The 24565-nt window shown below is 69.7% G+C and carries 24 protein-coding genes; 16 read left to right on the plus strand and 8 right to left on the minus strand.

All coding sequences use genetic code 11. From position 1 onward, the window contains the following. The first annotated feature begins 112 nt into the window (after positions 1-112). The 12 genes from AC1DJH_RS01220 (at position 113) to AC1DJH_RS01275 (ending at position 13492) form a co-directional block, all read left to right on the plus strand. Positions 113-703 (plus strand): HD domain-containing protein, encoded by a 591-nt coding sequence (locus AC1DJH_RS01220; RefSeq protein WP_478184421.1) that lies wholly within the window; start codon positions 113-115, stop codon positions 701-703. Between the two features lie 25 nt (positions 704-728). Next, a complete protein-coding gene (locus tag AC1DJH_RS01225; protein ID WP_371083434.1) occupies positions 729-1496 on the plus strand; it encodes a class II aldolase/adducin family protein in 768 nt (255 codons plus the stop codon). A 107-nt stretch (positions 1497-1603) separates the two neighbouring features. After that, positions 1604-2530 (plus strand): LysR family transcriptional regulator, encoded by a 927-nt coding sequence (locus AC1DJH_RS01230; RefSeq protein ID WP_435483512.1) that lies wholly within the window; start codon positions 1604-1606, stop codon positions 2528-2530. Positions 2531-2607: 77 nt separating this feature from the next. Continuing rightward, positions 2608-4035, plus strand: a complete 1428-nt coding sequence (tcuA, locus tag AC1DJH_RS01235; RefSeq protein WP_478184422.1) for an FAD-dependent tricarballylate dehydrogenase TcuA — start codon at positions 2608-2610, stop codon at positions 4033-4035. After that, entirely contained in the window at positions 4019-5266 is a 1248-nt protein-coding gene (gene tcuB, locus AC1DJH_RS01240) for a tricarballylate utilization 4Fe-4S protein TcuB (protein WP_478184423.1), read from the plus strand. Before tcuA ends, tcuB begins: the two co-directional genes overlap by 17 nt. 44 nt (positions 5267-5310) lie before the next feature. Then, complete coding sequence (locus AC1DJH_RS01245; RefSeq protein WP_478184424.1) at positions 5311-6099, plus strand: class II aldolase/adducin family protein; 789 nt, start codon at positions 5311-5313, stop codon at positions 6097-6099. A 40-nt stretch (positions 6100-6139) separates the two neighbouring features. Further along, the gene (locus AC1DJH_RS01250) at positions 6140-7108 is read left to right on the plus strand and encodes a tripartite tricarboxylate transporter substrate binding protein (RefSeq protein ID WP_478184425.1); all 969 of its coding nucleotides are present in this window, start codon (positions 6140-6142) and stop codon (positions 7106-7108) included. A 13-nt stretch (positions 7109-7121) separates the two neighbouring features. Next, positions 7122-8030, plus strand: coding sequence for an amidohydrolase family protein (locus AC1DJH_RS01255; protein ID WP_478184426.1), 909 nt, complete (start codon positions 7122-7124; stop codon positions 8028-8030). A gap of 18 nt (positions 8031-8048) precedes the next feature. Continuing rightward, on the plus strand, positions 8049-9044 hold the full coding sequence (locus tag AC1DJH_RS01260) for a Bug family tripartite tricarboxylate transporter substrate binding protein (RefSeq protein WP_478184427.1): 996 nt from the start codon (positions 8049-8051) through the stop codon (positions 9042-9044). A gap of 7 nt (positions 9045-9051) precedes the next feature. Beyond that, on the plus strand, positions 9052-10035 hold the full coding sequence (locus tag AC1DJH_RS01265) for an NAD(P)-dependent oxidoreductase (protein WP_478184428.1): 984 nt from the start codon (positions 9052-9054) through the stop codon (positions 10033-10035). A gap of 36 nt (positions 10036-10071) precedes the next feature. Further along, positions 10072-11070, plus strand: coding sequence for a tripartite tricarboxylate transporter substrate binding protein (locus AC1DJH_RS01270; RefSeq protein ID WP_478184429.1), 999 nt, complete (start codon positions 10072-10074; stop codon positions 11068-11070). 109 nt (positions 11071-11179) lie between these two features. Beyond that, complete coding sequence (locus AC1DJH_RS01275) at positions 11180-13492, plus strand: glycoside hydrolase family 3 N-terminal domain-containing protein (protein ID WP_478184430.1); 2313 nt, start codon at positions 11180-11182, stop codon at positions 13490-13492. 48 nt (positions 13493-13540) lie between these two features. On the opposite strand, the gene AC1DJH_RS01280 is transcribed toward AC1DJH_RS01275, so the two are convergent. From AC1DJH_RS01280 to AC1DJH_RS01305, 6 genes are all read right to left on the minus strand, one after another. Further along, the gene (locus AC1DJH_RS01280; protein ID WP_472119154.1) at positions 13541-15058 is read right to left on the minus strand and encodes a YadA family autotransporter adhesin; all 1518 of its coding nucleotides are present in this window, start codon (positions 15056-15058) and stop codon (positions 13541-13543) included. A 61-nt stretch (positions 15059-15119) separates the two neighbouring features. Then, positions 15120-17372: a phosphocholine-specific phospholipase C gene (locus AC1DJH_RS01285; RefSeq protein ID WP_435483501.1), complete on the minus strand. Its 2253-nt coding sequence runs from the start codon at positions 17370-17372 to the stop codon at positions 15120-15122. Between the two features lie 89 nt (positions 17373-17461). Beyond that, complete coding sequence (locus AC1DJH_RS01290) at positions 17462-17665, minus strand: hypothetical protein (RefSeq protein WP_478184431.1); 204 nt, start codon at positions 17663-17665, stop codon at positions 17462-17464. 176 nt (positions 17666-17841) lie between these two features. Then, complete coding sequence (gene phnE / locus AC1DJH_RS01295) at positions 17842-18840, minus strand: phosphonate ABC transporter, permease protein PhnE (protein ID WP_478184432.1); 999 nt, start codon at positions 18838-18840, stop codon at positions 17842-17844. Next, positions 18837-19670 (minus strand): phosphonate ABC transporter ATP-binding protein, encoded by an 834-nt coding sequence (gene phnC, locus AC1DJH_RS01300; protein WP_478184433.1) that lies wholly within the window; start codon positions 19668-19670, stop codon positions 18837-18839. Before phnC ends, phnE begins: the two co-directional genes overlap by 4 nt. 17 nt (positions 19671-19687) lie before the next feature. Then, on the minus strand, positions 19688-20632 hold the full coding sequence (locus AC1DJH_RS01305; RefSeq protein WP_478184434.1) for a phosphate/phosphite/phosphonate ABC transporter substrate-binding protein: 945 nt from the start codon (positions 20630-20632) through the stop codon (positions 19688-19690). A 137-nt stretch (positions 20633-20769) separates the two neighbouring features. On the opposite strand from AC1DJH_RS01305, the gene AC1DJH_RS01310 reads away from it, so the two are divergent. Then, on the plus strand, positions 20770-21681 hold the full coding sequence (locus tag AC1DJH_RS01310; protein ID WP_478184435.1) for an HAD-IIA family hydrolase: 912 nt from the start codon (positions 20770-20772) through the stop codon (positions 21679-21681). On the opposite strand, the gene AC1DJH_RS01315 is transcribed toward AC1DJH_RS01310, so the two are convergent. Together AC1DJH_RS01315 and AC1DJH_RS01320 are read right to left on the minus strand one after the other, a co-directional pair. After that, positions 21618-22598: a MurR/RpiR family transcriptional regulator gene (locus tag AC1DJH_RS01315; RefSeq protein WP_478184436.1), complete on the minus strand. Its 981-nt coding sequence runs from the start codon at positions 22596-22598 to the stop codon at positions 21618-21620. The genes AC1DJH_RS01310 and AC1DJH_RS01315 overlap by 64 nt on opposite strands. 63 nt (positions 22599-22661) lie before the next feature. After that, positions 22662-23009: a hypothetical protein gene (locus AC1DJH_RS01320; RefSeq protein WP_478184437.1), complete on the minus strand. Its 348-nt coding sequence runs from the start codon at positions 23007-23009 to the stop codon at positions 22662-22664. 187 nt (positions 23010-23196) lie between these two features. Here AC1DJH_RS01320 and AC1DJH_RS01325 point away from each other — a divergent pair, with 187 nt between their 5' ends. Genes AC1DJH_RS01325 through AC1DJH_RS01335 form a run of 3 tightly spaced genes read left to right on the plus strand, consistent with a single transcriptional unit; the run spans position 23197 to position 24558 of the window. Beyond that, positions 23197-23880 carry a class I SAM-dependent methyltransferase gene (locus AC1DJH_RS01325; protein WP_435483493.1) on the plus strand — a complete coding sequence of 228 codons (684 nt, stop codon included), beginning with the start codon at positions 23197-23199 and terminating at the stop codon, positions 23878-23880. A gap of 31 nt (positions 23881-23911) precedes the next feature. After that, a complete protein-coding gene (locus tag AC1DJH_RS01330) occupies positions 23912-24211 on the plus strand; it encodes a hypothetical protein (protein ID WP_435483492.1) in 300 nt (99 codons plus the stop codon). Further along, positions 24208-24558 (plus strand): VOC family protein, encoded by a 351-nt coding sequence (locus AC1DJH_RS01335; protein WP_435483491.1) that lies wholly within the window; start codon positions 24208-24210, stop codon positions 24556-24558. The genes AC1DJH_RS01330 and AC1DJH_RS01335 overlap by 4 nt, the downstream gene beginning before the upstream one ends. The last annotated feature ends 7 nt before the right edge of the window (positions 24559-24565 follow it).

Consider the following 24565-nt stretch of genomic DNA (forward strand, 5'->3'; position numbering starts at 1 on the left):
CCCGGGGGACAGGGGTTTACGAGCACCCTGCATTGTCAAATTTTTGACAGTTGGGCGTCAAGCCGGGGTCTAAAGTGGCCGGCACCCCACGAACAGATAACGGAGCCCCCCGATGAACGCACGCGCAAGTTTCAAGAGCATGCAGGAGAGCACGCGCGAAGACTGGCAACTGATCGGCGGCGAGTTCATGCAGTTCACCGGCGGCCTGCCCGCGCGCGTGATCAAGCACCTGCAGATCCTCGAAGGCGACTACGGCGGCTTTCCGGTCGACCGCTACACCCACTCGCTGCAGACCGCCACGCGCGCGCTGCGCGACGGCCGCGACGAGGAGTACGTGGTGTGCGCGCTGCTGCACGACATCGGCGACACGCTGGGCAGCTTCAACCACCCCGACATCGCCGCCGCCATCCTGAAGCCCTTCGTGAGCGAAGCCAACCTGTGGATGGTGCAGCACCACGGCATCTTCCAGGGCCACTACTTCTTCCACCACATCGGCTTGAACCGCGACATGCGCGACAGCTTCAAGGACCACCCGCACTACGAGCGCACGGCCGAGTTCTGCGCGCTCTACGACAACCCCGCCTTCGACCCGCAGGCCGAGACCCTGCCCATCGGCGAGTTCGAGCCGATGCTGCGCCGCGTGATGGCGCAGCCCAGGCAAAGCATCTACAAGGCCGCGCTCACCGAGCCTGCGGCCGCCTGAGACTCTTCCCAAGGACACACACCCTATGAACGCCTTCTCCCAACCCGAAATCCAGAAGCTGGTCTCCGCCGAGGAGTGGCAGCTTCGCGTCGACCTCGCCGCCTGCTACCGCCTGGTGGCGCTGTACGGCTGGAGCGACCTGGTGTTCACGCACATCAGCGCGCGCGTGCCCGGCCCCGAGCACCACTTCCTGATCAACCCCTACGGCCTGATGTTCGACGAGATCACCGCGTCCAGCCTGGTCAAGGTCGACCAGCAGTGCAACAAGGTCATCGACTCTCCCTACCCGGTGAACCCGGCGGGCTTCGTCATCCACAGCGCGGTGCATGCCGCGCGCGAAGACATCCAGTGCGTGCTGCACACCCACACCAAGGCCGGCATCGCGGTGAGCGCGCAAAAGAACGGCGTGCTGCCCATCAGCCAGCAGTCGACCTTCGTGCTGGCCTCGCTTGCCTACCACGACTACGAAGGCGTGGCCTTCCGCGACGACGAGAAGCCGCGCCTGCAGGCCGACATGGGCCACGCCAACTTCCTCATGCTGCGCAACCACGGCCTGCTGACCTGCGGCAAGACCATCGCCGACGCCTTCCTGTCGATGTACACCTTCGAGAACACCTGCCAGATCCAGATCGCGGCGCAGTCGGGCGGCAGCGAGCTCACGCACGTGAACCCGAAGATCGTCGAGGGCGTGGGCCAGGCGATGAAGGTGCAGACCGGCGGGCTCGGCGGCAGCTTCGTGTGGCCTTCGCTGATTCGCAAGCTCGACCGGGTGGACGACAGCTACAAGCAGTAAGACGACACGGCGTTTCCGGTTTCCACGGCTGCCAGCGCCTGCGCGACGGGTGCCGGCGGCCATTTTTTTGTCCGTGTCTCCTGGCGGGTGTGCGCGATGATGCGCGCATGGAACTGAGGCAACTGCGCTACTTCGTCAAGGTCTGCGAACTCCGCAGCATGGGGCGCGCCGCGCTCGAACTCGGCGTGGTCACCTCCGCGCTGAGCCAGCAGGTCAGCCGGCTCGAGGGCGAGCTGTCGACGCGGCTCTTGCAACGCAGCTCGACCGGCGTCACGCCCACCGACGCAGGCCTGGCCTTTCTGCACCAGGCGCAACTCACGCTGCGCCATGCCGACGATGCGGTGCGCGCGGCGCAGCAAGCCCGCCTGTCGGGCCACGTGAGCGTGGGCCTGGCCCCCACCACCGCCACCGTGCTGGGCGTGCCCCTGATGCGGGCCATGCAGGAGCGCTACCCCGAGGTGCGGCTGCACATGGTCGAGGCACTGTCGGGCCACCTCACGCAAATGCTGCAATCGCGCCAGCTCGACCTGGCCGTGCTGTTCCAGACCGACACGCCGCGGCGCTGGAGCGTCACGCCGCTGCTGGACGAAAAGCTTTTCGTGGTCGCGTCGCCGACGCTGGCGCAACGGCCCACGGGTGCCAAGGTGCGCCTGGCACAGCTGGCCGATGTGCCGTTGATCCTGCCGAGCGGCAGCCACGGCCTGCGCGCCACGCTCACGGCGGCCTTTGCGCGGGCGCGGGTCACGCCGAACATCGTGGCCGAGGTCGACGGCCTCGCGCTGCTGATGGACGCGGTGCGCGCCGGCTACGGTGCCACCGTGCAGCCCGGCGCCGCCACGGCACGGCACGACCGCGACGACCTGGAGCTCACGCAGATCGGCGACGCCCACGTCGGCCGCCGCAACCTGCTCGTGAGCCTGTCGGACGACGAGCTCTCGCCCGCCGCGCTGGCCGCGCGCGTGGTGGTCGCGGACACCGCCCGCGCCCTGGTGCGCGAGGGCCGCTGGACCGGCGCCAGTCTTCACAAGAACTGAACACCCGTTGCCCCAACCGGCCTTTCGCGTGAAGGCCCCGTTGCCTAAAGTCTCCTGCATTCCAAGGAGACCCACGAGTGATAGACGTACTGGTTGTCGGTGGCGGCAATGCCGCGCTGTGCGCCGCGCTGATGGCGCGCGAGGCCGGCGCTTCGGTGTTGCTGCTCGAAGCTTCGCCCAAGGAATGGCGAGGCGGCAATTCGCAGCACACCCGCAACCTGCGCTGCATGCACGATGCGCCGCAGGACGTGCTGGTCGAGGCCTACCCTGAAGAGGAGTACTGGCAGGACCTGCTGAAGGTGACCGGCGGCCTCACGGACGAGCACCTGGCGCGCCTGGTGATTCGCGCCTCGTCGAACTGCCGCGACTGGATGCGCAGCCACGGCGTGCACTTCCAGCCGCCGCTGTCGGGCGCGCTGCACGTGGCGCGCACCAACGCCTTCTTCATGGGCGGGGGCAAGGCGCTGGTGAACGCGTATTTCCGCAGCGCCGAGCGGCTGGGCGTGCAGATCCGCTACGACACGCCCGTGGCCTCGGTGGCGCTCGACGGCGACCGCTTCGTGGCGGTGTGCACCGAAGCCGGCGAACGCATCGAAGCCAAAAGCTGCGTGCTGGCCGCCGGCGGTTTCGAGTCGAACCGCGAATGGCTGCGCGAAGCCTGGGGCCAGAACGAGCGCGGCGAATGGCCGGCCGACAACTTCCTGATTCGCGGCACGCGCTTCAACCAGGGCGTGCTGCTCAAGCACATGATCGCCGCGGGCGCCGACAGCATCGGCGATCCGTCGCAGGGCCACATGGTGGCCATCGACGCGCGCGCACCGCTGTACGACGGCGGCATCTGCACGCGCATCGACTGCGTGTCGCTCGGCGTGGTGGTCAACCGGGAGGCCGAGCGCTTCTACGACGAAGGCGAAGACTTCTGGCCCAAGCGCTATGCGATCTGGGGACGCCTGGTGGCGCAGCAGCCGGGGCAGATTGCGTGGTCGGTCATCGACCAGAAGGCGGTCGGGCGCTTCATGCCGCCGGTGTTCACCGGCACGCAGGCGAACACGCTGGGCGAACTCGCGCAGAAGATCGGCCTGGACGAAGCCACCTTCGTGCGCACCGTGCAGGACTACAACGCCGCCTGCCGCGTCGGCCGCTTCGACCACACCGCGCTGGACGACTGCCACACCGAAGGCCTCGCCCCCGCCAAGACGCACTGGGCGCGCCCGCTCGACACCGCGCCTTTCTACGCCTACCCCGTGCGCCCCGGCATCACCTTCACCTACCTCGGCCTGAAGGTCGACGAGACCGCGGCCGTGCGCTTCGGCGGCCGGCCCAGCCCCAACCTGTTCGTGGCCGGCGAAATGATGGCCGGCAACGTGCTGGGCAAGGGCTACACGGCGGGCGTCGGCATGAGCATCGGCACGGCCTTCGGCCGCATCGCCGGCACGCAGGCAGCGAAAGCCGCCAGGACCCTTTCGACAAATTCCCCGGAGACCGCCCTTGCAGCAGCTCACTGATCTCGTCGCACGCGCCCGTGCGGATGCCGACGGCATCGGCAGCGCCCCGCCGCCGCCGCGCGTGATCCCGATCCAGCCCGCCCTGCCGCTCACGGCCAGCGAAGGCGAGGTCGCCCGCATCCTGCAGATCTGCAACGCCTGCCGCTACTGCGAAGGCTTCTGCGCCGTGTTCCCCGCGATGACGCGGCGGCTCGAATTCGGCAAGGCCGATACGCACTACCTCGCCAACCTGTGCCACAACTGCGGCTCCTGCCTGCATGCCTGCCAGTACGCGCCGCCGCACGAGTTCGCGGTGAACGTGCCGCAGGCGATGGCGCAGGTGCGCATGCAGACCTACCACGACTACGCCTGGCCGCCCGCGATGGGCGCGCTGTACAAGAAGGCCGGCCTCACCGTCGCGCTGGCACTGGCGGGCGGACTGGCGCTGTTCCTCGTGCTGGCCGTGGCCATGTCGGGTTCGCTGCTGCACGCGCCGCTGGCGGGCAACTTCTACGCGATCTTTCCGCACAACTTCCTCGCGCTGCTGTTCGGCACGGTGTCGCTGTTCGTGGTGCTCGCGCTGGCGATGGGCGTGCGGCGCTTCTGGCGCGAGGTGTCGCCCGCGAACGACCCCGCGAATGGGTCCGGGAAGGCACCGGCCATGCCCGGCGTGCGCGGCCCCGCGAGCACCGAAGCGGTGAGCGACGTGCTGCGCCTCAAGTACCTGGGCGGCGGCCACGGCGAAGGCTGCAACAACGAGGACGACCGCTTCACGCTGTGGCGCCGGCGCATGCACCACTTCACCTTCTACGGCTTCATGCTGTGCTTCGCCTCGACCTGCGTGGCGACGCTGTACCACTACCTGTTCGACCTGCACGCGCCCTATGCGCTCACCAGCCTGCCGGTGCTGCTGGGCACGGCGGGCGGCATCGGGCTCGTGGTCGGTCCCGTCGGCCTGCTGTGGCTCAACCTGCGACGCAACGCCGCGCACGGCGACGTGGCGCAGCGGCCCATGGACCGCGGCTTCATCGCCCTGCTGCTGCTCACCAGCCTCACCGGCCTGGCGCTGCTCGCATGGCGCGACACGCAGTTCATGGCGCTGCTGCTGGCAGTGCACCTGGGCGTGGTGATGGCGCTCTTTCTCACGCTGCCCTACGGCAAGTTCGCGCACGGCATGTTCCGCTCGGCCGCGCTGCTGAAGTCCGCGATCGAGAAGCGCCTGCCCAGCCGCCTGCAGCTGGGCGCGGACTGAACCCGCCGATGAACCGAATCCTGCAATCGAAAAGGAACCCCGAGATGACGAACCCTGGCGTACTCCAGATCCCTTCCATGAAAGACAAGTGCTCGGCCGCCGAGTGGCAGGCCCGCATCGACCTGGCTGCGTGCTACCGGCTGGTCGACCTGTTCGGCATGTCGGACATGATGGCCAACCACATCTCCTCGCACGTGCCCGGCGAGCACGGCGCGTTCCTCATCAACCCCTACGGAATGATGTACGAGGAGATCACCGCGTCCAGCCTCATCAAGGTCGACGCCGATGGCCGCATCCTCTCGTCGCCCGACTTCGGCGATCTGAACTACGGCATCAACAAGGCCGGCTACGTGATCCACAGCGCGGTGCATGCGGCGCGCCCCGACGTGGCCTGCGTGATCCACACGCACAGCTGGGCCTCGATGGCGGTGTCCTCGCTCGAATGCGGCCTGCTGCCGCTCACGCAGACGGCCATGCGCTTCCTGAAGATCGGCTACCACGACTACCAGGGCGTGGTGCTCAACACCGAAGAGCAGGCCTCGCTGCTCGCCGACCTTGGCCAGGGCGAGGCCGTGATCTTCCGCAACCACGGCGCGCTGGTGGTGGGCCGCAGCGTGGGCGAGGCCTTCAACTGGATGCACCGGCTCGAGCTGGCCTGCCGCGCGCAGATCGGCGCGATGTCGTGCAACACGCCGCTCAAGGCCGTGCCGCAAGAGGTGCTCGAGGAAACCTGGAACAACTACCAGCCCGGCACCCGCCGCCCCTACGGCCTCATGGAATGGCCCGCGCTGCTGCGCAAGCTCGACCGCATGGACCCGAGCTTCCGCGACTGATGCCCAAGCGCACACCGAAGAACCAAAGAGACAACGCCCCATGAAGAGAAGATTCCTCCCCGCCGTGCTGGCGGCGCTTGCAGCCGCCTTCGCGCTGCCCGCGCTCGCGCAGCAGAAATTCCCGCAGAAACCGGTCACGCTCGTCGTGCCGTTCGCGCCCGGCGGCAACCTCGACGTCGTCGCGCGCACGTTGGCACCGGCGTTGGGCCAGATCCTCGGCCAGTCGGTGATCGTGGACAACCGCGCGGGTGCCGGCGGCGCCATCGGGGCGTCGTACGTGGCGCGTGCGCAGCCCGACGGCTACACGCTCCTGGTCAGCACGCCCAACGCGCTCGTCGTGCTGCCGCTGATGACGAAGACGACCTACGCGCTCGACAACTTTGCCCCCATCGGCCTGGCCGCCACCACGCCGCTGGTGATCGCGGTGCGCGGACAAGGCCCGTACAAGGACATCGACGCCGTGCTCTCGGCCGCGCGCAGCAAGCCGGGCCAGGTCACGGCCGGCCATGCCGGCCCCGGCACCACCAACCACATCGCGCTGCTGCAGCTGGAGCAGGCCGGCAAGCTGAGCCTCAACACCGTGCCGTACAAGGGCTCGGCCCCGGCGCTGACAGACCTCCTGGGCGGGCAGATCGACCTCGTGGTGGACCAGCTCACGAGCTCTGCCGCGCACATCCAGTCGGGCATGCTGCGCGCGGTGGCCGTGATGTCGAAGGACCGCGACCCCGCCTTGCCGAACGTGCCCACGCTGCGCGAGGCCGGCCTGAAGGACTTCGACGCCACCACCGCGACCGGCCTGCTCGCGCCCGCTGGCACGCCACCGGACGTCATCCACACGCTCAACGCCGCGCTGCGCAAGGCGCTGGCCGACGAGACCGTGAAGCGCCGCTTGATCTCCGTCGGCAGCCCCGGCCAGGCCTCGTCGCCCGACGAATGGCTGGCGACGCTGAAGAAGGAAGACGCGAGCGCGCACGTGCTCGCGAAGACCGGCAAGCTCAAGATCGACTGAGGGCGCACGCGCCATGACCCGCCCCTGCCTGCCTCCCCACGACGCCTTCGCCCCTGTCACGTTCACGCCGCCGCCCGGCGCCTGCGACAGCCACGCCCATGTCTTCGGCCCCTACGACCGCTTTCCGCTGGCCGAAGACCGCAGCTACACGCCCGCCGAGCATCCGGGCGCGGCCTTCATCGCGCACCTCGACCGGCTGGGCCTCGCGCGCGGCGTGCTCGTCACCGGCAGCGCCAGCGGCACCGACAACGGCGCCGTGCTCGCCGCGCTCTCGCAGCACCCGCAGCGCCTGCGCGGCATCGCCGTACCGCAGGCCGACACCTCCGATGCCGAGCTCGACCGCTGGCACGCAGCGGGCATCCGCGGTGTGCGCGTCAACCTGTTCAAGCGCGACGGCCATGCCGTGTACCGCAACGGCGTGGGCATCGAAGTGCTCGAAGCGCTGGCGCCGCGCATTGCCGGGCGCGGCTGGCACGCGCAGATCTGGATCCACGCGCCGGACCTGGTCGAGCTGGCGCCACGCCTGCAGCGCCTGGGCCTGCCGCTGGTGATCGACCACATGGGCCGCATGGCAGCGCTGCGCGGCGTGCACGACGAAGGCTTTCGCACGCTGTGCCGGATGCTGGCCGAGGGCAATGCCTGGACCAAGATCTCGGGGGCCGACCGCAACACCGGCATGGGGCCGCCCTACACCGACATCGACCCCTTCGCTGCCGCCCTGCTGCAGGCCAACCCCGGGCGCGTGGTGTGGGGCAGCGACTGGCCGCACATCAACTACTTCGAGGCTGCGCAAGTGCCGGACGACGGCGCGCTGCTGAACCTGCTCGCGCGCTGGCTGCCCGACGAGGCGCTGCGCAGGCGCGTGCTGGTAGACAACCCGGGCGTGCTGTACGACTTTCCCACCGGGCGCCCCGCAACGTAACCCTTCGAGGACAGCACAATGACACGAGACAAAGACACCTTGCTCCCCCGCCGCCGCCTGCTCGGCACGGCCGCGTTGCTGGCCACCGGCCTGGGCGCCTTGCCGCAGGCCCGCGCGCAGGCGGCCTATCCGTCGAAGCCGGTGCGCGTGGTCGTGGCCTTCACGGCCGGCGGCACCACCGACATCCTGGCGCGCGCGGTGGCGCAGAAGCTGGGCGAGAAGTTCAAGCAGTCGTTCATCATCGACAACAAGCCCGGTGGCGGCGGCAACATCGGCACCGAGTTCGTGGTGCGCGCGCCCGCCGACGGCTACACGCTGATCGTCAATTCGGTCGGGCCGATGGCGGTCAACCAGACGCTCTACAAGAACATGAGCTACGACCCGCTCACCGACCTCGTGCCGGTGGTGCAGATCGCCGACGTGCCCAACGTGCTGGTCGTGCACCCCGATCTGCCGGTGAAAACGCTGGAGGAGTTCATCGCCTACGCCAAGGCCAACCCGAACAAGCTCAACTACGGCTCCACCGGCGTGGGCACCTCGTCGCACCTGTCGAGCTTCATGCTGAGCAAGCGCGTGGGCGCCGAGACGCTGCACGTGCCCTACAAGGGCGCCAACGCGCTCAACGACCTGCTGGCGGGCCGGGTGCAGTTCATGTTCGCGACCATCCCCTCGGTGATCGCGCACATCCAGGCCGGCAAGCTGCGCGCCATTGCGGTGAGCAGCCCGAAGCGCTCGCGCTCGATGCCCGACGTGCCCACCGTGGCCGAGAAAGGCTTTCCCGGTTTCTCTGCCGGCTCGTGGTTCGGGTTCTTCGCGCCCAAGGGCACGCCCGGACCGGTGATCGCACTGCTCAACACCTCCGTGAACGAGGCCCTGCCGTCGCTGCAGGCGCAGATGATCCGCGAAGGCGCCGACCCGGTCGGCGGTTCGCCCGAGCAATTCGGCAAGTTCGCGCGCAGCGAGTATGAAAAGTGGAAGCTGATCGTGCACGAATCGGGCGCGACGGCCGAATGAAACACCCATGACGGACAGCGCCCCCCTTCGCATCCTGCTCTCCCCCGGCGCGCAGCGGCAGACCGCCGCCAGCCTGCACCACGCCCTGGGCGGCCGTGCGCACACGCTCGCGGCCCTCGGGGAAGACGCCGACGTGGCCTTCGTCTCGCGCGACGTCACCGGGCTGTCGACCAAGAACAGCGTGCTGCCGCACACCAAGGCCTTTCACGACAGCCTGCGCCACGCGGCCTCGCTGCGCTGGGTGCACGCGCATTCGGCGGGCGCCGACCGGCCCGTGTACGGCGAGCTGCGCGCACGCGGGGTCGAGGTGACCACGTCGTCGGGCGCCAACGCGGGCGTGGTGGTGCAGAGCGCGCTGGCCGGCGTGCTGATGCTGGCGCGGCAGTTTCCGCAGCTGCTGGCGGCGCAGCGTGCCAGGACCTGGGCGCCGCTGATCGGCACGACGCAGCCGCGCGACCTCGCGGGACAGACCGCCGTGGTGGTGGGCTGGGGCCCGATCGGGCAGGGGCTGGGCGCGTTGCTGGCGGCGCTGGGCCTGCGCGTGGTGGCGGTGCGCGGCAGCGACGCCCCCGCCGCTGCGCCGGCGCAGCACAGCGTGCCCTTCGAGCGGCTGCACGAGGTACTGCCGCAGGCCGACTGGCTGCTGCTGGCCTGCCCGCTGAGCGAGCGCACGCGCGGCCTGGTCAACGCGGCCGCGCTGGCCCTGCTGCCGGCCGGCGCGCGGCTGGTGAACGTCGCGCGCGGCGAGGTGGTCGACGAACCCGCCCTCATCGCGGCACTGCAGGGCGGCACATTGGCCGGCGCCTTCCTCGACGTGTTCGCGAACGAGCCGCTGCTGCCCGCGTCCCCGCTGTGGGACCTGCCGAACGTGATCGTCACGCCCCACACCGCCGGCCACTCGGACGGCAACGAAGGGCGCGTGGCCGCCATCTTCCTGGACAACCTGAGGCGCTGGTGCGCGGGCGAAGCGCTCGTGAACCGGGTCGCCTGACAACGCCTTCCTCACAACAACACGCAGACAAACCCGATGACCACCTCACGCCCCCGATTTCTTCGCACCGGCCTCGCCGCGCTGTTCCTCGCCGCGGCGGCCTCGTGCGCCGTTGCCGCAGATCCCGCCGATGCCGCCGCATGGCCCACCAAGCCGATCACCCTCATCGTGCCCTTCGTGGCCGGCGGCACCACCGACATCGTGGCGCGCACGGTGGGCCAGAAGCTGTCGGAGTCGCTCAAGCAGCCGGTGATCATCGACAACCGCGGCGGCGCGGGCGGCACCGTGGGCGCGGGCATCGCGGCCAAGGCGCCGGCCGACGGCCACACGCTGTTCCTGGCGACCATTGCGCATGCAATAGCGCCGGGCCTCTACAAGCGCCTGCCCTACGACTTCCAGCGCGACTTCGAGCCGGTGGCGCTGGTCGCCTCCACGCCCAACGTGCTGATCGTCAACGAGAAGGTGCCCGCGAAGACCGTCGCCGAACTCGTGGCCTACATCAAGGCCAACCCGGGCAAGGTCAACTTCGGCTCGGCAGGCAACGGCAGCACCGAGCACATCTCGGGCGAGCTGTTCCGCTCGATGACCAGGACGGACATCACGCACGTGCCCTACAAGGGCGGCGCGCCGATGATGGCCGACCTGATGGGCGGGCAGATCCAGATGGCCATCGAGACCAGCCCCTCGGCCTCCCCGCACATCCGCGCCGGCAAGGTCCGCGCGCTGGCGGTCACCACCCGGTCGCGTTCGCCCGCCTACCCCGGCGTGCCCACGCTCGACGAGGCCGGCCTCAAGGGCTACGACATGACCACCTGGTTCGCCCTCATGGCACCGCACGGCACGCCGCCCGCACTGGTGCAGCGGCTGAATGCCGAGGTGGCCCGCGCGCTGGCCCAACCCGACGTGGCGAAGCGCTTCGAAGAACAGGGCGTGACGGCCGGCCGCATGACGCCACAGGAACTCGCCGCCTTCGTCGGCACCGAGACCACCAAGTGGGTGAAGGTGGCCAGGGAGTCGGGCGCCACCGCGGAGTGATTCCGGCACGGCGCACGGCGCGCCGCGCGGCACCGCCGGAGAAGGCCTGCGGGCGACGCGGACACCCGCCGAACCCCGTCGGCCGGCGTTGTCTGCAGAATAGAGCGCCATGCACGTTCGAATTCCGGCCTTGACGGGCTCCGCCTCCGTTCTTCTCTCCCTCGCGCTTTTTCTTCCTCCCGCTTTCGCCGCGCCCGCCACGCCGGTCGCGCCGCCTGCCGCAGCGGACGTCGCGAATGCGGCGCAAACGCCCGATGCCCGCATCGAAGCGCTGATCGCGCGCATGACGCCGCAGGAAAAAGCCGGCCAGCTCAGCCTGTACGGCCCCGCCGAGATCGACACCCCCAACAACCCGCAGGCCGGCTGGCGCAACGCGCAGCAGGAAACCGCCGACGTGCGCGCCGGCCGCCTCACGGGCCTGTTCAACAACGCGGGCCTCGAAGGCAAGCGGCGGCTGCAGCAGATTGCGGTGAACGAAACCCGCCTGGGCATTCCGCTGATCTTCGGCGCCGACGTGATCCACGGCTTTCGCACCATGTTCCCGATGCCGCTGGCCGAGGCCTCCAGCTGGGAGCCCGCGCTGGCCGAGCGCACCGCGCGCGCGGCGGCGGTCGAGGCCACGGCCGACGGCTTCCGCTGGACCTTCGCGCCCATGGTCGACATCGCGCGCGACGCGCGCTGGGGCCGCGGGCTCGAAGGCGTGGGCGAAGACGTGTACCTGGCAAGGCAGTTCGCCGCCGCGCGCGTGCGCGGCTTCCAGGGCCCCGACCTGTCGCGGCCCGACGCGATGCTGGCCACGCCCAAGCACTTCGCGGCCTACGGCGCGGCCGAGGGCGGGCTCGACTACAACGCGAGCGACATCTCCGAACGCACCCTGCGCGAGGTGTACCTGCCGCCGTTCCGCGCGGCGCTGGACGCGGGCGCGCTGTCGGTCATGAGCGCCTTCAACGAAATCGGCGGCGTGCCCTCCACCGCCAACCCGGCGCTGCTCACCGGCGTGCTGCGCGACGAATGGAAGTTCAAGGGCTTCGTGGTGTCCGACTACACGGCCGACGAAGAACTGGTGGAGCACGGCTACGCCGCCAACCCGCGCGAAGCCGCCAAGCAGGCCTTCATGGCCGGCACCGACGTGAGCATGCAAAGCGGCCTGTACATGCGCTACCTGCCCGACCTGGTGGCCTCGGGCGAAGTGCCGATGGCGCGGCTCGACGAGGCGGTGCGCCGCGTGCTGCGCGTGAAGATGAAGCTGGGCCTGTTCGACGACCCCATGCACGGCCTGGACGGCCCGCCCGCCGCGCAGCGCGCCGAGAACCCCGCGTTCATCGAACTGGCCCGCGAGAGCGCACGCCGTTCCATCGTCATGCTGAAGAACGACAGCATGCTGCTGCCGCTGCCCAAGGCCGGCACGAAGATCGCGCTGGTCGGCCCCTTCGCCGAAGGCACCATCGACCTGATGGGCGCCTGGAGCCTGTTTCCGGGCCAGTCGGCGCCGGTGGGCATCGACCAGGGCCTGCGCAACGCGCTGGGCGCCGATTCGTCGGTGACGGTGGTGCGCGGCTCGGGCATCGAGAGCGCGCTGCCTGGCGGCATCGACGCCGCGGTGGCCGCCGCGCGCAATGCCGACGTGGTGCTGCTGGCCGTCGGCGAGAGCCAGAAGATGTCGGGCGAGGCGCGCTCGCGCAGCGACATCGGCCTGCCGCAGGCGCAGCAGGACCTGGCCGAAGCCGTGGCCGCCACCGGCAAGCCGGTGGTCGTGCTGCTGAGCAACGGCCGCGCCATGGCGCTGAAGGGCGCGGTGCGCAATGCGCGCGCCATCCTGGTCACCTGGTTCCTCGGCGTGCAGACGGGCAACGCCATCGCCGACGTGGTGTTCGGCGACTTCAATCCCTCGGGCCGCCTGCCCGTGAGCTTTCCGCAGACGGCGGGCCAGGTGCCCTACTACTACGGCCACAAGCGCACCGGCCGGCCCACGCCGGAGAACGCACCCGAGACGGCCTTCAAGGCGCGCTACGTGGACGCCACCAACGAGGCGCTCTACCCCTTCGGCTTCGGCCTGGGCTACGCGCCGGTGCGCTACGACGGCGTCGAGCTCAGCCAGGAGCGCATGACCCTGTCGGACACCCTGCGCGTGCGCGCCACCGTCACCAACACCGGCCAGCGCGAGGCCGAGGAAGTGGTGCAGCTCTACATCGCCGAGCGCGCCGCGAGCGTGACGCGGCCGGTGCGCGAGCTGAAGGGCTTTCGCAAAGTGACCATCGCGCCGGGCGCCTCGCAGCAGGTGGAGTTCACGCTCACGGCCGACGACCTGAAGTTCATCGGCCGCGACATGAAGCCGGTGGTCGAGCCCGGCGAGTTCGACGTGTGGGTGGCGCCCTCGGCCGCGGGCGGTGTCCGCAAGCGCTTCGTGCTCACGCGCGACTGAACACGCGTGCTTTTGAACGCGCGCGACTGACGCGCGCGCGGCCCAGGCTCAGTCGAACACGCCCGTGAACGCCACCCGCGTCACCACGCCCGAGCTGGTGGCGCCCACGCCCAGCGTCACGCTGTAGCGGCCGTCCTGCGAGGTCTGGCGCAGCGAGCCGCCCAGCGCGCTTTCGCTGCGGTAGTTGCCCAGCCCGACGGCGTAGCTCAGCTTGCCCGGCACCATCGGCGCGGCTTCCATGGCGGCCACGCCCGCAATGCCCGCGTAGGCGCGGCGCGCGTTGTCGTCGATCTGGCCCTGCAGGCGCGCGGCCGTGATGTCCGTGTAGGCCTTGCCCAGCGGCCCGCCCTGCGCGGCGACGGTGTCGGTGTAGGCGTTGGCCGTGGCCACGCCGTCCTGCACCATGCCCTGCACCTGGCCCACGTTGGTTGCGTCGGTGGCTGCGCTGCCGGGCGCGACGCCCGTGAGCTGCCGGTTGCCCAGCGCCACCTCGCCCACCGACGACTGCACGCCCGCCAGCCCGATTGCCGTGTACGCGGCCTGCGCGCCGCGCGTGGTCGCGCTGCCCGCGCCCAGCGCGACGCTGTTGGCGTGCGCGGCCGTGGCGTTGCTGCCGAGCGCGACGGCGTTGTCGGCGCTGGCGCGCGACGACGTGCCCAGCGACATGCTCTGGCTCGCATTCACGTAGGCGCCCGCGTCGTTGCCGAGGGCGATGTTGCCGTCGCCGCTCACATGCTGGCCTGCGCCGTTGCCTTGCGCCACGTTGCCGTTGCCCGTCACGCCCTGGCCGGCCGCGTTGCCGAACGACAGGTTCTGGCTGCCCTGCACGCCGCCGCCGGCGGCCTGCCCCATCGCGAGGTTGTTGTTGCCCGACACGCCCGCGCCGGCCTGCTGGCCCGACGACTGGTTGCCCGAACCGGTCACGCCAAAGCCTGCGCCCTGCCCCGACGCGATGTTGTTGCTGCCCTTGACGTTGTTGCCCGCGCCGCTGCCGTAGGACTGGTTGGCGTTGCCGGTCACGTTGATGCCGGCGCTGGTGCCGTAGGCCTCGTTGTCCGAGCCGGTGACCTGCTGGCCGGCGTTGCTGCCGAGCGTGTTGTTGCGGCTGCCGGTCACGTTCATGCCCGCGTTGGTGCCCGTGGCGTTGTTGTCCGAGCCCTTGACCGTGCTGCCTGCATGAAAGCCGGTGGCATTGTTGTGATTGCCCGTTACGTTGTCGCCCGCGCTGCGGCCGAACGACTGGTTCCAGCCGCCGACCACGTTGACGCCGGCCTGGTAGCCGATGGCCTGGTTGGCGTTGTCGCCGCTCACGTTCGACCCGGCGCCGTCGCCGATGGCCAGGTTGTAGTTGGTGCTGACGTTGTTGCCCGTGTTGGTGCCCAGCGCCTGGTTGTTGGTGCCGGTGACGCCGGTGGTGCCGGTGCCGGTGCCGATGCCGAGGTTGGACTTGGCCGGGTTCCAGGTGATGGTCTGGGCCCGGGCCGCGGGCATGAGGCCCGCGCCCGAGCCGAGCGCAACGGCCAGCCCGAGCAGGGCTGCGCCGCGCGTTGTGCGCTTTTGCTTCATGGTTCTCTTTGTTGTCGTTGTCGTTGTTGTCGTTGTTGTCGTTGTCGTGGCAGGCGCCGCGTCAGGCCGCCAGGTGCATCGCCATGGCCGGGTCGCTCACGCTGGGCTTGCCGGTTTCGACGCGGCCCGAGAAACGGCGCTCGAAGTCGGCGGCGCTCACGGTGAAGTCGTACCAGTGGCCGCTGTCGTCCAGGTTCCAGTGCAGCATGCCGGTGGCGCCCGCGGCCACGTCGAGCGACCAGGGGCCGTCGGTGCGGTAGGCGTTGGCCTTGACCGACACCGTGCCGCCCGCGGTGCCGGTGTTGTGCACCTTCACGTAGACCTGGCCGTTGGCCGGCTCGTAGCAGACCTGCACTTCGGGCTTGAACCCCGCCGCGTCGGTGGCCAGCGCGTCGCCCTTGAAGGTGCGCACGTAGCCGTTGGTGCTGTACACCCACAGCTCGTACTTGCCGCTGTCGGTGTCGCCGGAGTTCCAGTAGTCGGTGAGCTGCTTGCCGGCCTCCACGGTGTAGCGGCGCGGAATGCGGTCCAGGTGCAGCTTGTCGTACACGTGGTACACGGCGCCCTGCGTGCCGGTGTTGGCGAAGATCAGCGACACCAGGCCGCGCGGCTCCACGCGCGCGCTGGTGTGCAGCTCATAGGGCAACGCGCGCGAATAGCGCGTGCCGGTCTCCTGGAACAGCGGCTGCGGCGTGGCGGGCGCGGTGGTCACCGGGCCCGTGGGCAGGAGCCGTTGCGCCGCGTTGATGGCCAGGTAGGTGCTGGTGTCGGGCAGCGCGGGCACCACCGGGTTGTTCGGGTTCACGAAGTCGAAGCACGACGTGAGGTCGCCGCACACCGCGCGATGCCACGGGCTCACGGCGTCCACCGTGATGTCGAAACGCTTCTCCAGGAACATGGCCATCGAGGTGTGGTCGAACACCTGCGAGTTGACCCAGCCGCCCTTGCTCCATGGCGAGACCACGTACATGGGCACGCGCGAGCTCAGGCCCCAGGGGCGAATCTTGCCGCTGGTGGTGTCGGCCGCGTTCAGGTAGGAGCCCGCGGCAACGTCGAAGTACTCGCCGTCCAGCGGCACGGTCGACTTGCCCATCAGCACGCCGCTGGCGTCGTACGACGGCACGGCCGGCATTGCCAGGTGGTCGAAGAAGCCGTCGTTCTCGTCGAAGGTGACGAAGAGGGCCGTCTTGCTCCACACCGCCGGGTTGGACGTCAGCGCGGCCATCACGTCGGAGATGAAGTCGGCGGCGCCGGCCACGCCTTCGCTGCTGCCGGGGTGCTCGGCCAGGGCCTGCGTGGGCAGAACCCACGAGACCTGCGGCAGGGTGTCGTTCATCACGTCCTGCTTGAGCTGCGCGAGGAAGTTCACGGCGCCGTCGGCCGCCGCGGGGCCACCCGTCAGGCCGTGTTCATAGATCGGCGAGCCCGGCTGCGCGGTGCGGAAGCTCTCGAAGGCCAGGCAGCCGTTCATGGCGCCCGTCCAGTTGTTGTTCATGTTCTGGTAGATGTGCCAGCTGATGCCCGCCCTTTGCAGCACGTCGGGCAAGGTGTCCCACTTGAAGGAGTTGTTGACGTACTTGTAGTTGTAGGCACTGGTGACGGGGTCGGTCTGGCCGGTGCCGTCGGCCTTCTGCGCCCTGCCCGCGACCCAGTTGGAAGGGCTGGGCCAGCAGCGCGAGTTGACGGGCTCGGAGTCGGTGTCCGTGCTGTTGATGCCCCGCTTGCGCAGCTCGGGGTTGAAGTTGGAGCCCGACCAGAACACCACGCGGTTCGGATCGGTGCCGGTGAGGATGGAGCAGTGGTAGCCGTCGCACAGCGTGAAGGCGTCGGCCAGCGCGAACTGGAACGGAATGTCCTCGCGAAGGTAGTGGCCCATCGTCACCTGGTTCTTGAACTGGATCCAGCGGTCCATCTTTCCCTGGTTCCATGCGCCTTGCATGTCGGGGAAATTGTGCGGCGCGCCGGAGCCGATCAGCGCATTGGCAACCGTCGAGTCGCGGCGGAAGGGCTGGATGTCGGGGCCGCCGACGGTGGGGTTGGGCTGGTAGTACACAGGCTTGCCGCTGGCCAGGGGAATCGGGAAGCGGTCACCGAAGCCGCGCACGCCGCGCAGGGTGCCGAAGTAGTGATCGAAGCTGCGGTTCTCCTGCATCAGGATCACGACGTGCTTGATGTCCTTGATGGTGCCGGTGTCGACCGCGGCCTCGACCGCAAGGGCCTTGCGGATCGCGGGCGGCAGCATGGTGAGGGCCGAGGCCGCGCCGACGGCGCCGGCCGTCTTGCGGAAGAAGTCGCGACGGTTGGTGTGGTTCATGGGAGTCTTTCAACGCGAGGACAGAAAGGGAGAAAAGAGAGGACGAAGCGGAAGGCGCGGGAGGCGTGCGAGCAGGCAGGCTGCTCGCCTCAGGGCGCGCACTTCAGCACGGGTGCCGGCTGGCCGGGTTGCTGCGGCGTGGTGGCCGGCGGCGGGCTGCCACCGGGCGGCAGCACCGGCACACCGCCACCGCCGCCCCCTCCCCCACCGCCGCACGCGGCGAGGCCCAGGCACAAGAGGAAGCCGGCCGCGGCCGAAGCGAAGAGGCCATGCCGGGAAGCACGTGGAGTCATGACAGGTTCCTTTGATCGAGAAGAAGACGGAAGACGTGGAGCGAACGGGAGTCGGAAAACAGGCGAACGGGGGCCGCGCAGCCCCCTCGCGGGGTTGCACCGGCTTCGAGAAATCAGGGGTGTGGCGCGCGGGGCGAACCCACGGCGTGGGCGCCCGCGCCGCGCAGGTTCAGGGCTCAGGCATAGCGGCTGCGCAGGCGCGCTGCGAGGCGGTCGAGCACCAGCACGGTGAGGAAGATGGCGATCAGGATCGTGCCGACGTGCGCGTAGTTGTACATGTCGTAGCGCCCCTTCAGCTCCTGCCCGATGCCGCCGGCGCCCACCAGCCCCACCACGGTGGCCATGCGCACGTTGCGGTCGAGCACGTACAGCGTGTAGGCGATGAACTGCGGCATCACCTGGGGCAGCACCGCGAAGCGCATCACCTTCAACCTGTTCGCGCCGATGGCGCGCAGCGCCTCCTGCGGCTTGTCGTCGGCGGTCTCGATGTCCTCCGCGTAGAACTTGCCGAGAAAACCTGCCGAGTGCAGTGCCAGGGCCAGCACCCCCGCGATGGGACCGAAGCCGTAGGCCAGCACCAGGAACAGCGCGCTCACGAGCTCGGGCACCGCACGGAACATGCCGACCAGGCTGCGCGCCAGCGTGTACACGACGCGGTTCGGCGTGTAGTTCTTCGCGCTGCACCAGGCCAGCGGTGCGCTCAGCAGGATGGCCAGCAGCGTGGCCCAGATGGCGATCTCGAAGGTCTCGAGCATCTTCACCGCCACGTGCCAGAGATAGCCGAAGGGCTCCACCAGCACTTCTTGGCTGTCGACCCGCTCTTCCATCTGCAGCGTCTGCGGGTTGAGCTTGGGCTCGCGCGTCTCGACCGTTTCCACGTGCGAGAACCACGGCAGCCGGTTGCGGTCGAAGCCCTCGACGCGCGCGGTCTCGGTGCGCTCGGACACCTGCGGTGGAAAGAGCGAACGCGCGATGGTGCCCAGCCCCGACAGCACCTGCGAGTGTTCGCGCAGGCCGACCGCCGCGAGCACGCCTTCGCCGGTGAGCGACAGCATGCGGCCCATCTCCACGCGCTGGCCGGCGAAGAAGCCGGCCACCAGCACGAGCAGCAGCACGGCAAGGCTGCGCGCGCCGTAGGGGCGCGGCAGGTTCCAGGCGGATGCGGGGCGGCTCATTGCGCGAGCTCCAGCACGCCTGCGCGCAAGGGCAACGCGGCTTCGGGTTCCATGGTCAGCCCCTCGGGCCGCGCGGCGTGGGCGGCGTGGGCGGCGTCGGGGGTGCGGCCGTAGACCGCGTCGAACACCCGCGGATCGAACGCGCCGGGCACCCCGTCGAACACCACCGCGCCGTGGCGCAGCGCCACGATGCGGTCGGCGAACTCGCAGGCCAGCTCGATCTGGTGCAGGCTGCACAGCACGGTGGTGCCGCGCTCGCGCGCCTGCCTGCGCAACAGCGACAGCACGTCGTGACTCGTCCGAGGGTCGAGGCTGGCCACAGGCTCGTCGGCCAGCACCAGCGGCGGGTCGAGCATGAAGGCGCGCGCGATGCCCACGCGCTGCTGCTGGCCGCCCGAAAGCTCGCTCACGCGGCGCAGCAGGTGCAGCTCCTGCAGCCCGACCGCTTCGATCAGCTCGCAGGCCTTGCGGCGTGCATCGTCGGAAAACAGACCCAGCAGCGCGCGCCAGGTCGGCATGGCCGGCAGTGCGCCGGCGAGCACGTTGTCGGCCACGGTGGAGCGCAGCACCAGGTTGAACTGCTGGTGGATCATGCCGATGCGCGGGCGGATGCGGGCCAGCGAACCGGCCGCGATGCGCACGCCCTCGACCTGCACCGTGCCCTGCGTGGGCTTCACCAGCCCGTTGGCCATGCGCAGCAACGTCGACTTGCCGGCGCCCGACGAGCCCAGCACCACGCAGAACTGACCCGCGGGCACCTGCAGCGAGACGCCGCCGAGCGCCTGCGTGCCGTCGGCGTAGCGCATGGCGACCGATTCGAAATTCAGCATGGCGTGCCTTGCCCCGCTCAGCGCTGCGCGGCCTTGGCCAGGATGCGGCCCTTCAGCTCGTCGGTGAGCAGGCCCAGCTTCTCGGCCGCGACGTTGAACTCGTCTTCCGAAAACCTGGTGTTGTAGCCGTCGATCTTGCCGCCGCCGTAGCCGCGGATCATGTCGGGCGTGACGCCGGGAGCCTTGTTCACCGTGGCGAAGGCGTCCTTCAGCTTGGCCTTCAGCGGCTCGGGCATCTTCGAGTTGAGCGCGAGCGGAGGGTATGGAATGGCCATGCTCCTGGCGACGACCTTCACCGTCTTCGGATCGACGGCGCCCTGCTTCACCGCCTTCTCGAACGAGTCGAACGAGAGCGAGGCCACGTCGACCTGGTCCTGCACCAGCGCGGCCAGGCTGCTGGCGTGGCTGCCGGTCATGCGGATGGCCGAGAGGTCGCGCGCCGGGTCCATGCCCGCGTCCATCAGCATCGCGACCTGGAAGGTGAAGCTCGACGCCGAGTTGACGTCGCCGAAGGCCACGCGCTTGCCCTTCACGTCGCCGATGGAGGCGACGGGCCCGTTCGCCTTGGCGAACATGCCGGCGTAGTACACCGAGGCGCCCTTCTCCACCCCCACGGCCAGCAGCTGCGCACAGCCGCGCTTGTGGGCCTGCACATAGGCCACGGGGCCGAAGAAGGCGATGTCGGCGAGCTGGTTGCACATGCCCTCGACCACGGCGCCGTACGACTGGCCCACCTTCAGGTCGAAGTTCAGGCCCGTGGTGCGCGTGATGGCGTTGAACACCGGCGCGTAGTCGGCCTTGGTGCCCGACTCGGTGCCGCCGTCGGCCGGAATCAGCAGCACGCGCAGCGGATGCTCGCGCGAGCCGTCGGCCACCGACTGGGCATGCGAAGGCAGGGAGAGTGCCGCGGACAGCGACACGGCGGCGGCTGCCGTGGTCGCAAGGGCAATGAGCTTTTTCATGGGGTGTTTCTTTCGTTTCGAGGCGGTTTTCGGGAGCCGATGCCCGGAACTTTAGAAAACGAAGATGACAAGCAAATGAAATTTGCTCATTCAAAATTCAACAAAGCACTGAGCAATGTTCAATACAATCCGCCGCCATGAGCAAGAACCCCAAGACACCAGGGACCGCCGCGGGCCATGACCGCCGAGGCAGCGTGGTCACCGATGCCCGCCTGGCGCGGGCCCGCCACCTGCTGGTCGACCTTGACGGCACGCTGGTGCGCCAGCAGGAGCCCATTGCGGGCGCGGCCGAACTGCTGGCGCATTTCGACGGGCGCTACGCCATCGTTTCGAACAACTCCACGCACACCGCGCCGGGCCTGTCGCAACGCCTGCACCGGCTCGGGCTGCGCGTGCCGCCCGAGCGCATCGTGCTGGCCGGCGAGCTGGCCGTGCGGCAGCTGGCGCGCGAGCACCCCGGCGCCCGCGTGCTGCTGGCCGCGAGCCCGGCGCTGCAGCGCTTCGCGCGTTCGCTGGGCTGCCAGCAGGTGCAGGCCGACGCCGACTTCGTGCTGCTAGCGCTGGACATGCACTTCAGCCACGCGCGGCTGGCGCTGGTGGTGAACGAGCTGCTGCGCGGCGCGCGCCTGGTCGTGAGCAATGCCGACGCCACCCACCCCGGCCCGCAAGGCCGCGTGGTGCCCGAGACCGGCGCGCTGCTCGCGGCCGTGGTCGCGGCCAGCGGCGTGCAGCCATGGCGCGTGATCGGCAAGCCCGCGCCGCTGCTGTTCGAGGAAGGCCTGCGCTGCCTTGGTGCGCGCGCCGAAGACACGGTGGTGGTCGGCGACAACCCGCTCACCGACGCCGAGGGCGCCGCGCGGTTGGGCATGGCGTGCGTGCTGGTGGGCCAGGCGAGCGGCGCGGTCGCGCCGTCGGTGGCCGGGCTGCTCGCCGAGCCCGTGGAAACCGCCGCTGCCCCGTCTCCGTCTCCGTCTCCGTCTCCGTCTCAGTACCGCTTGAGCGACAGCACGTCGAAGGTCTGGCGCAGCGTGCGCACCGAGGTGTCGTAGTCCGACAGTGCCAGGCAGGCGATCAGCACGTCGATGATCGCCAGCTGCGCGAGCCGGCTCGTCATCGCCTCGGTGCGAAAGTGGGTCTCTCGCGCCATGGTGAACAGCAGCACGTCGGCATAGGCCTGGATCGGCGACTTGCCGAAATTGGTGATGCACACCGTCGACGCGCCCGCCTCCTTGGCCAGGCGCGTGGCCGTCACCGTCTCGTGCGAGCTGCCCGAATGCGAGATGGTGAGCACGGCCGTCTTCGCATCGGTGAGCGAAGCGCTGATGGCCTGCACGTGCGAGTCGACCGCCAGCTTCACGTTCAGGCCGATGCGCAGCATGCGGTAGTGCGCGTCTTCCGCGATGGTGGCCGAGCTGCCGATGCCGTAGACCTCGATGCGCTCGGCCTTGCGGAACAGCTTCACCGCGCGCTCCATCGCCTTGGCGTCGAGCGTGGCCTCGGTGTCGTGCAGCGTCTGCACGTTGCTCTGGAAGATCTTGCGGATCACCGCCGTGGCGTTGTCCTGCGGGTCGAGGTCTTCATGGATGAACTGCACCGGCCGCACCAGTTCCTGCGCGAGCGCGATCTTGATCTGCTGGAAGCCGGTGGCGCCCAGGTTCTTGCACAGGCCGACGATGCTGCCTTCGCTGGAACCCGTGCGCTCGGCCACCTCGCTGACCGACATGTGCACCACCTCGCGCGGGTTCTTGACGATGAAGTCGGCGATGCGCTGGCCCACCGGGCCCAGCGACGACCACAAGGCCTGGATGCGGGCCAGCACGGCGGACACCTGGACGTCGGGGCCTTCGGAGGCGGGCGCGGAAGGGGTTGCGGGGGCGGCGGCAGGCGCCGCCGACGTCCTGCTGCCGGCGGCAGAAGCCTTGCCGCCGGCAGATCCGGGAATGCTGGGAGTGCTGTTGCGCTTCATGGGCCGCGAGCTTACCCGCCCCCGATGGCGGTTTCATGCATCGCGGCGCGAAGCGCCGACGGCTCACTCGCCGCTGGTGCTCGCGGGCGGGTTCGCCGATGCCACGGGCGGCTGCACCTGCGACTCGAGCACCTCCGTCGGATGCATGCTGTTGTTCGCGCGGACGGCCTCGGCCTGCACCTGCGCGCGGTCCAGACCCGACACGGGCGTGGCCACCTGCGATTCGAGGACCTCGGTCGGATGCATGCTGTTGTTCGCGCGCATGGCGTCGGCGGCGACCGCATCGCGCGACACGGTGGAATGCGACGCCTGCGGATAGTCAGGGTCGGCATAGCCGCTCGCATGCGCGAACGAGGCGAGCACCAGCGCCGGCACGGCGGCGATGCACAGGGTCAGGGTACGGACTCTCATGGTTGTCTCCTTGAGTGATGACGGTGTTTTCACTCTAGGACGGTGCTCTTACCGGCCCGTGAGAGGCAGCTTAGGCGCGGGTGACGGGCCACTTAGGCGCGCGTGAGCGGATGCCCCGCCGCACAGGGCGCATACTGGCCCACCTTTGCTGCACCGGGGCCTCGCACGCGAGACCCCGCACCCTTCGATGCCGGGCTACCTACTCAAGCTGGAGCGCATCGCCATCGCGGGTGCCGACGACCTCGTCATCCGGTCGCTGCTCGACCGCCAGCAGTTCTCCGACCCCTTGGGCACGGCGGCCGCGCAGGGCATCTCTTCCGCGTCGTGGCCGATGTTCGGGCTGCTGTGGCCCTCGGGCGCGCAACTGGCCGCGCGCATGGCGGTGCACCCCGTGGTGCGGGGCACGCGCGTGCTCGAGATCGGCTGCGGCCTCGCGCTCGCCAGCCTGGTCGGCCACCGGCGCGGCAACGACATGACCGCGAGCGACTGCCACCCGCTCACCGCGGGCTTCCTGCTCGAGAACCTGCGCCTGAACGCCCTGCCGCCCATGAAGTACCGCCGCGGCCACTGGGGCATGCAGGAGACCGGCCTGGCCGGCGACGTGCACGGCCTGTTCGACCTCGTCATCGGCAGCGACCTGCTGTACGAGCGCGACGCCCGGGGCCTGCTCGCCGCCTTCATCGGCCGCCACACCAGCCCCGCCGCCGAGGTGTGGATCGTCGACCCCGACCGCGGCAACCGGCCAGCCTTCAACCGGCAGATGGCCGACGAAGGCTTCGGCATGCGCGAGCAGCGGCTGGACCAGCTTGCGAGCGTGGACCGGCTGGCGTATCGGGGGCGGTTGCTGACGTACCGGCGCATGGCTGGTTGAGCACGCGGTGCCGGGGCAGAATCCCCGAGCCATGCCGACCATCGACATCACACGCCTCTTCGGCCACACGCTGGACCTCGTCTGCGACACGCTCATCGAGCGCTACCACTTCAACGCCACGGGCCACGTGGCCGCGACCATGGGCGTGAAGGACGGCCCCGTCACCGCGCCGCTTTTCAGCTACCGCATGCTGTCGCACGACAGCCTCGAGATCGTGCACGGCAATGGACACACCGAGCGCTGGACCGGCATGCGCATCGAGGGCGATCTGCTGCACGTCGAGCGCGACAGCCGGCCCCGCACTTTCACCATCACGAAGCCCACGCCATGAAAGTCAAACGCATCGTCGCCAACATCGCCACGCCCGAGCCGGCGCGCGCCGCCGTCTTCTACAAGGACGTGCTCGGCCTCGACCTGCTCATGGACCACGGCTGGATCCAGACCTATGGCTCGCAAGCGGACATGGCAGTGCAGCTCAGCGTGGCGGCCGAAGGCGGCTCGGGCACGCCGGTGCCCGACCTGTCCATCGAGGTCGACGACGTCGACACCGCCTTCGAACGCATGAAGGCCGCCGGCTTCGCCATCGAATACGGGCCGGTCGATGAGCCATGGGGCGTGCGCCGCTTCTACGTGCGCGACCCGTTCGGCAAGCTGGTCAACATCCTCGCGCACACCTGAAGCATGC

Source organism: Variovorax sp. 10N412, from assembly GCF_056394985.1.

Excerpts from the sequence above, each read along its gene's own strand:
- AC1DJH_RS01265 (WP_478184428.1), top strand. The coding sequence starts at position 9,052 with ATGACGGACAGCGCCCCCCTTCGCATCCTGCTCTCCCCCGGCGCGCAG.
- AC1DJH_RS01290 (WP_478184431.1), bottom strand. The coding sequence starts at position 17,665 with ATGACTCCACGTGCTTCCCGGCATGGCCTCTTCGCTTCGGCCGCGGCC.
- AC1DJH_RS01315 (WP_478184436.1), bottom strand. The coding sequence starts at position 22,598 with ATGAAGCGCAACAGCACTCCCAGCATTCCCGGATCTGCCGGCGGCAAG.
- AC1DJH_RS01305 (WP_478184434.1), bottom strand. The coding sequence starts at position 20,632 with ATGAAAAAGCTCATTGCCCTTGCGACCACGGCAGCCGCCGCCGTGTCG.
- AC1DJH_RS01225 (WP_371083434.1), top strand. The coding sequence starts at position 729 with ATGAACGCCTTCTCCCAACCCGAAATCCAGAAGCTGGTCTCCGCCGAG.
- phnC (WP_478184433.1), bottom strand. The coding sequence starts at position 19,670 with ATGCTGAATTTCGAATCGGTCGCCATGCGCTACGCCGACGGCACGCAG.
- AC1DJH_RS01275 (WP_478184430.1), top strand. The coding sequence starts at position 11,180 with ATGCACGTTCGAATTCCGGCCTTGACGGGCTCCGCCTCCGTTCTTCTC.
- AC1DJH_RS01335 (WP_435483491.1), top strand. The coding sequence starts at position 24,208 with ATGAAAGTCAAACGCATCGTCGCCAACATCGCCACGCCCGAGCCGGCG.
- AC1DJH_RS01255 (WP_478184426.1), top strand. The coding sequence starts at position 7,122 with ATGACCCGCCCCTGCCTGCCTCCCCACGACGCCTTCGCCCCTGTCACG.
- AC1DJH_RS01310 (WP_478184435.1), top strand. The coding sequence starts at position 20,770 with ATGAGCAAGAACCCCAAGACACCAGGGACCGCCGCGGGCCATGACCGC.
- AC1DJH_RS01220 (WP_478184421.1), top strand. The coding sequence starts at position 113 with ATGAACGCACGCGCAAGTTTCAAGAGCATGCAGGAGAGCACGCGCGAA.
- AC1DJH_RS01250 (WP_478184425.1), top strand. The coding sequence starts at position 6,140 with ATGAAGAGAAGATTCCTCCCCGCCGTGCTGGCGGCGCTTGCAGCCGCC.
- AC1DJH_RS01320 (WP_478184437.1), bottom strand. The coding sequence starts at position 23,009 with ATGAGAGTCCGTACCCTGACCCTGTGCATCGCCGCCGTGCCGGCGCTG.
- AC1DJH_RS01330 (WP_435483492.1), top strand. The coding sequence starts at position 23,912 with ATGCCGACCATCGACATCACACGCCTCTTCGGCCACACGCTGGACCTC.
- AC1DJH_RS01285 (WP_435483501.1), bottom strand. The coding sequence starts at position 17,372 with ATGAACCACACCAACCGTCGCGACTTCTTCCGCAAGACGGCCGGCGCC.
- phnE (WP_478184432.1), bottom strand. The coding sequence starts at position 18,840 with ATGAGCCGCCCCGCATCCGCCTGGAACCTGCCGCGCCCCTACGGCGCG.
- AC1DJH_RS01230 (WP_435483512.1), top strand. The coding sequence starts at position 1,604 with ATGGAACTGAGGCAACTGCGCTACTTCGTCAAGGTCTGCGAACTCCGC.
- AC1DJH_RS01270 (WP_478184429.1), top strand. The coding sequence starts at position 10,072 with ATGACCACCTCACGCCCCCGATTTCTTCGCACCGGCCTCGCCGCGCTG.
- AC1DJH_RS01260 (WP_478184427.1), top strand. The coding sequence starts at position 8,049 with ATGACACGAGACAAAGACACCTTGCTCCCCCGCCGCCGCCTGCTCGGC.
- AC1DJH_RS01280 (WP_472119154.1), bottom strand. The coding sequence starts at position 15,058 with ATGAAGCAAAAGCGCACAACGCGCGGCGCAGCCCTGCTCGGGCTGGCC.
- AC1DJH_RS01245 (WP_478184424.1), top strand. The coding sequence starts at position 5,311 with ATGACGAACCCTGGCGTACTCCAGATCCCTTCCATGAAAGACAAGTGC.
- AC1DJH_RS01325 (WP_435483493.1), top strand. The coding sequence starts at position 23,197 with ATGCCGGGCTACCTACTCAAGCTGGAGCGCATCGCCATCGCGGGTGCC.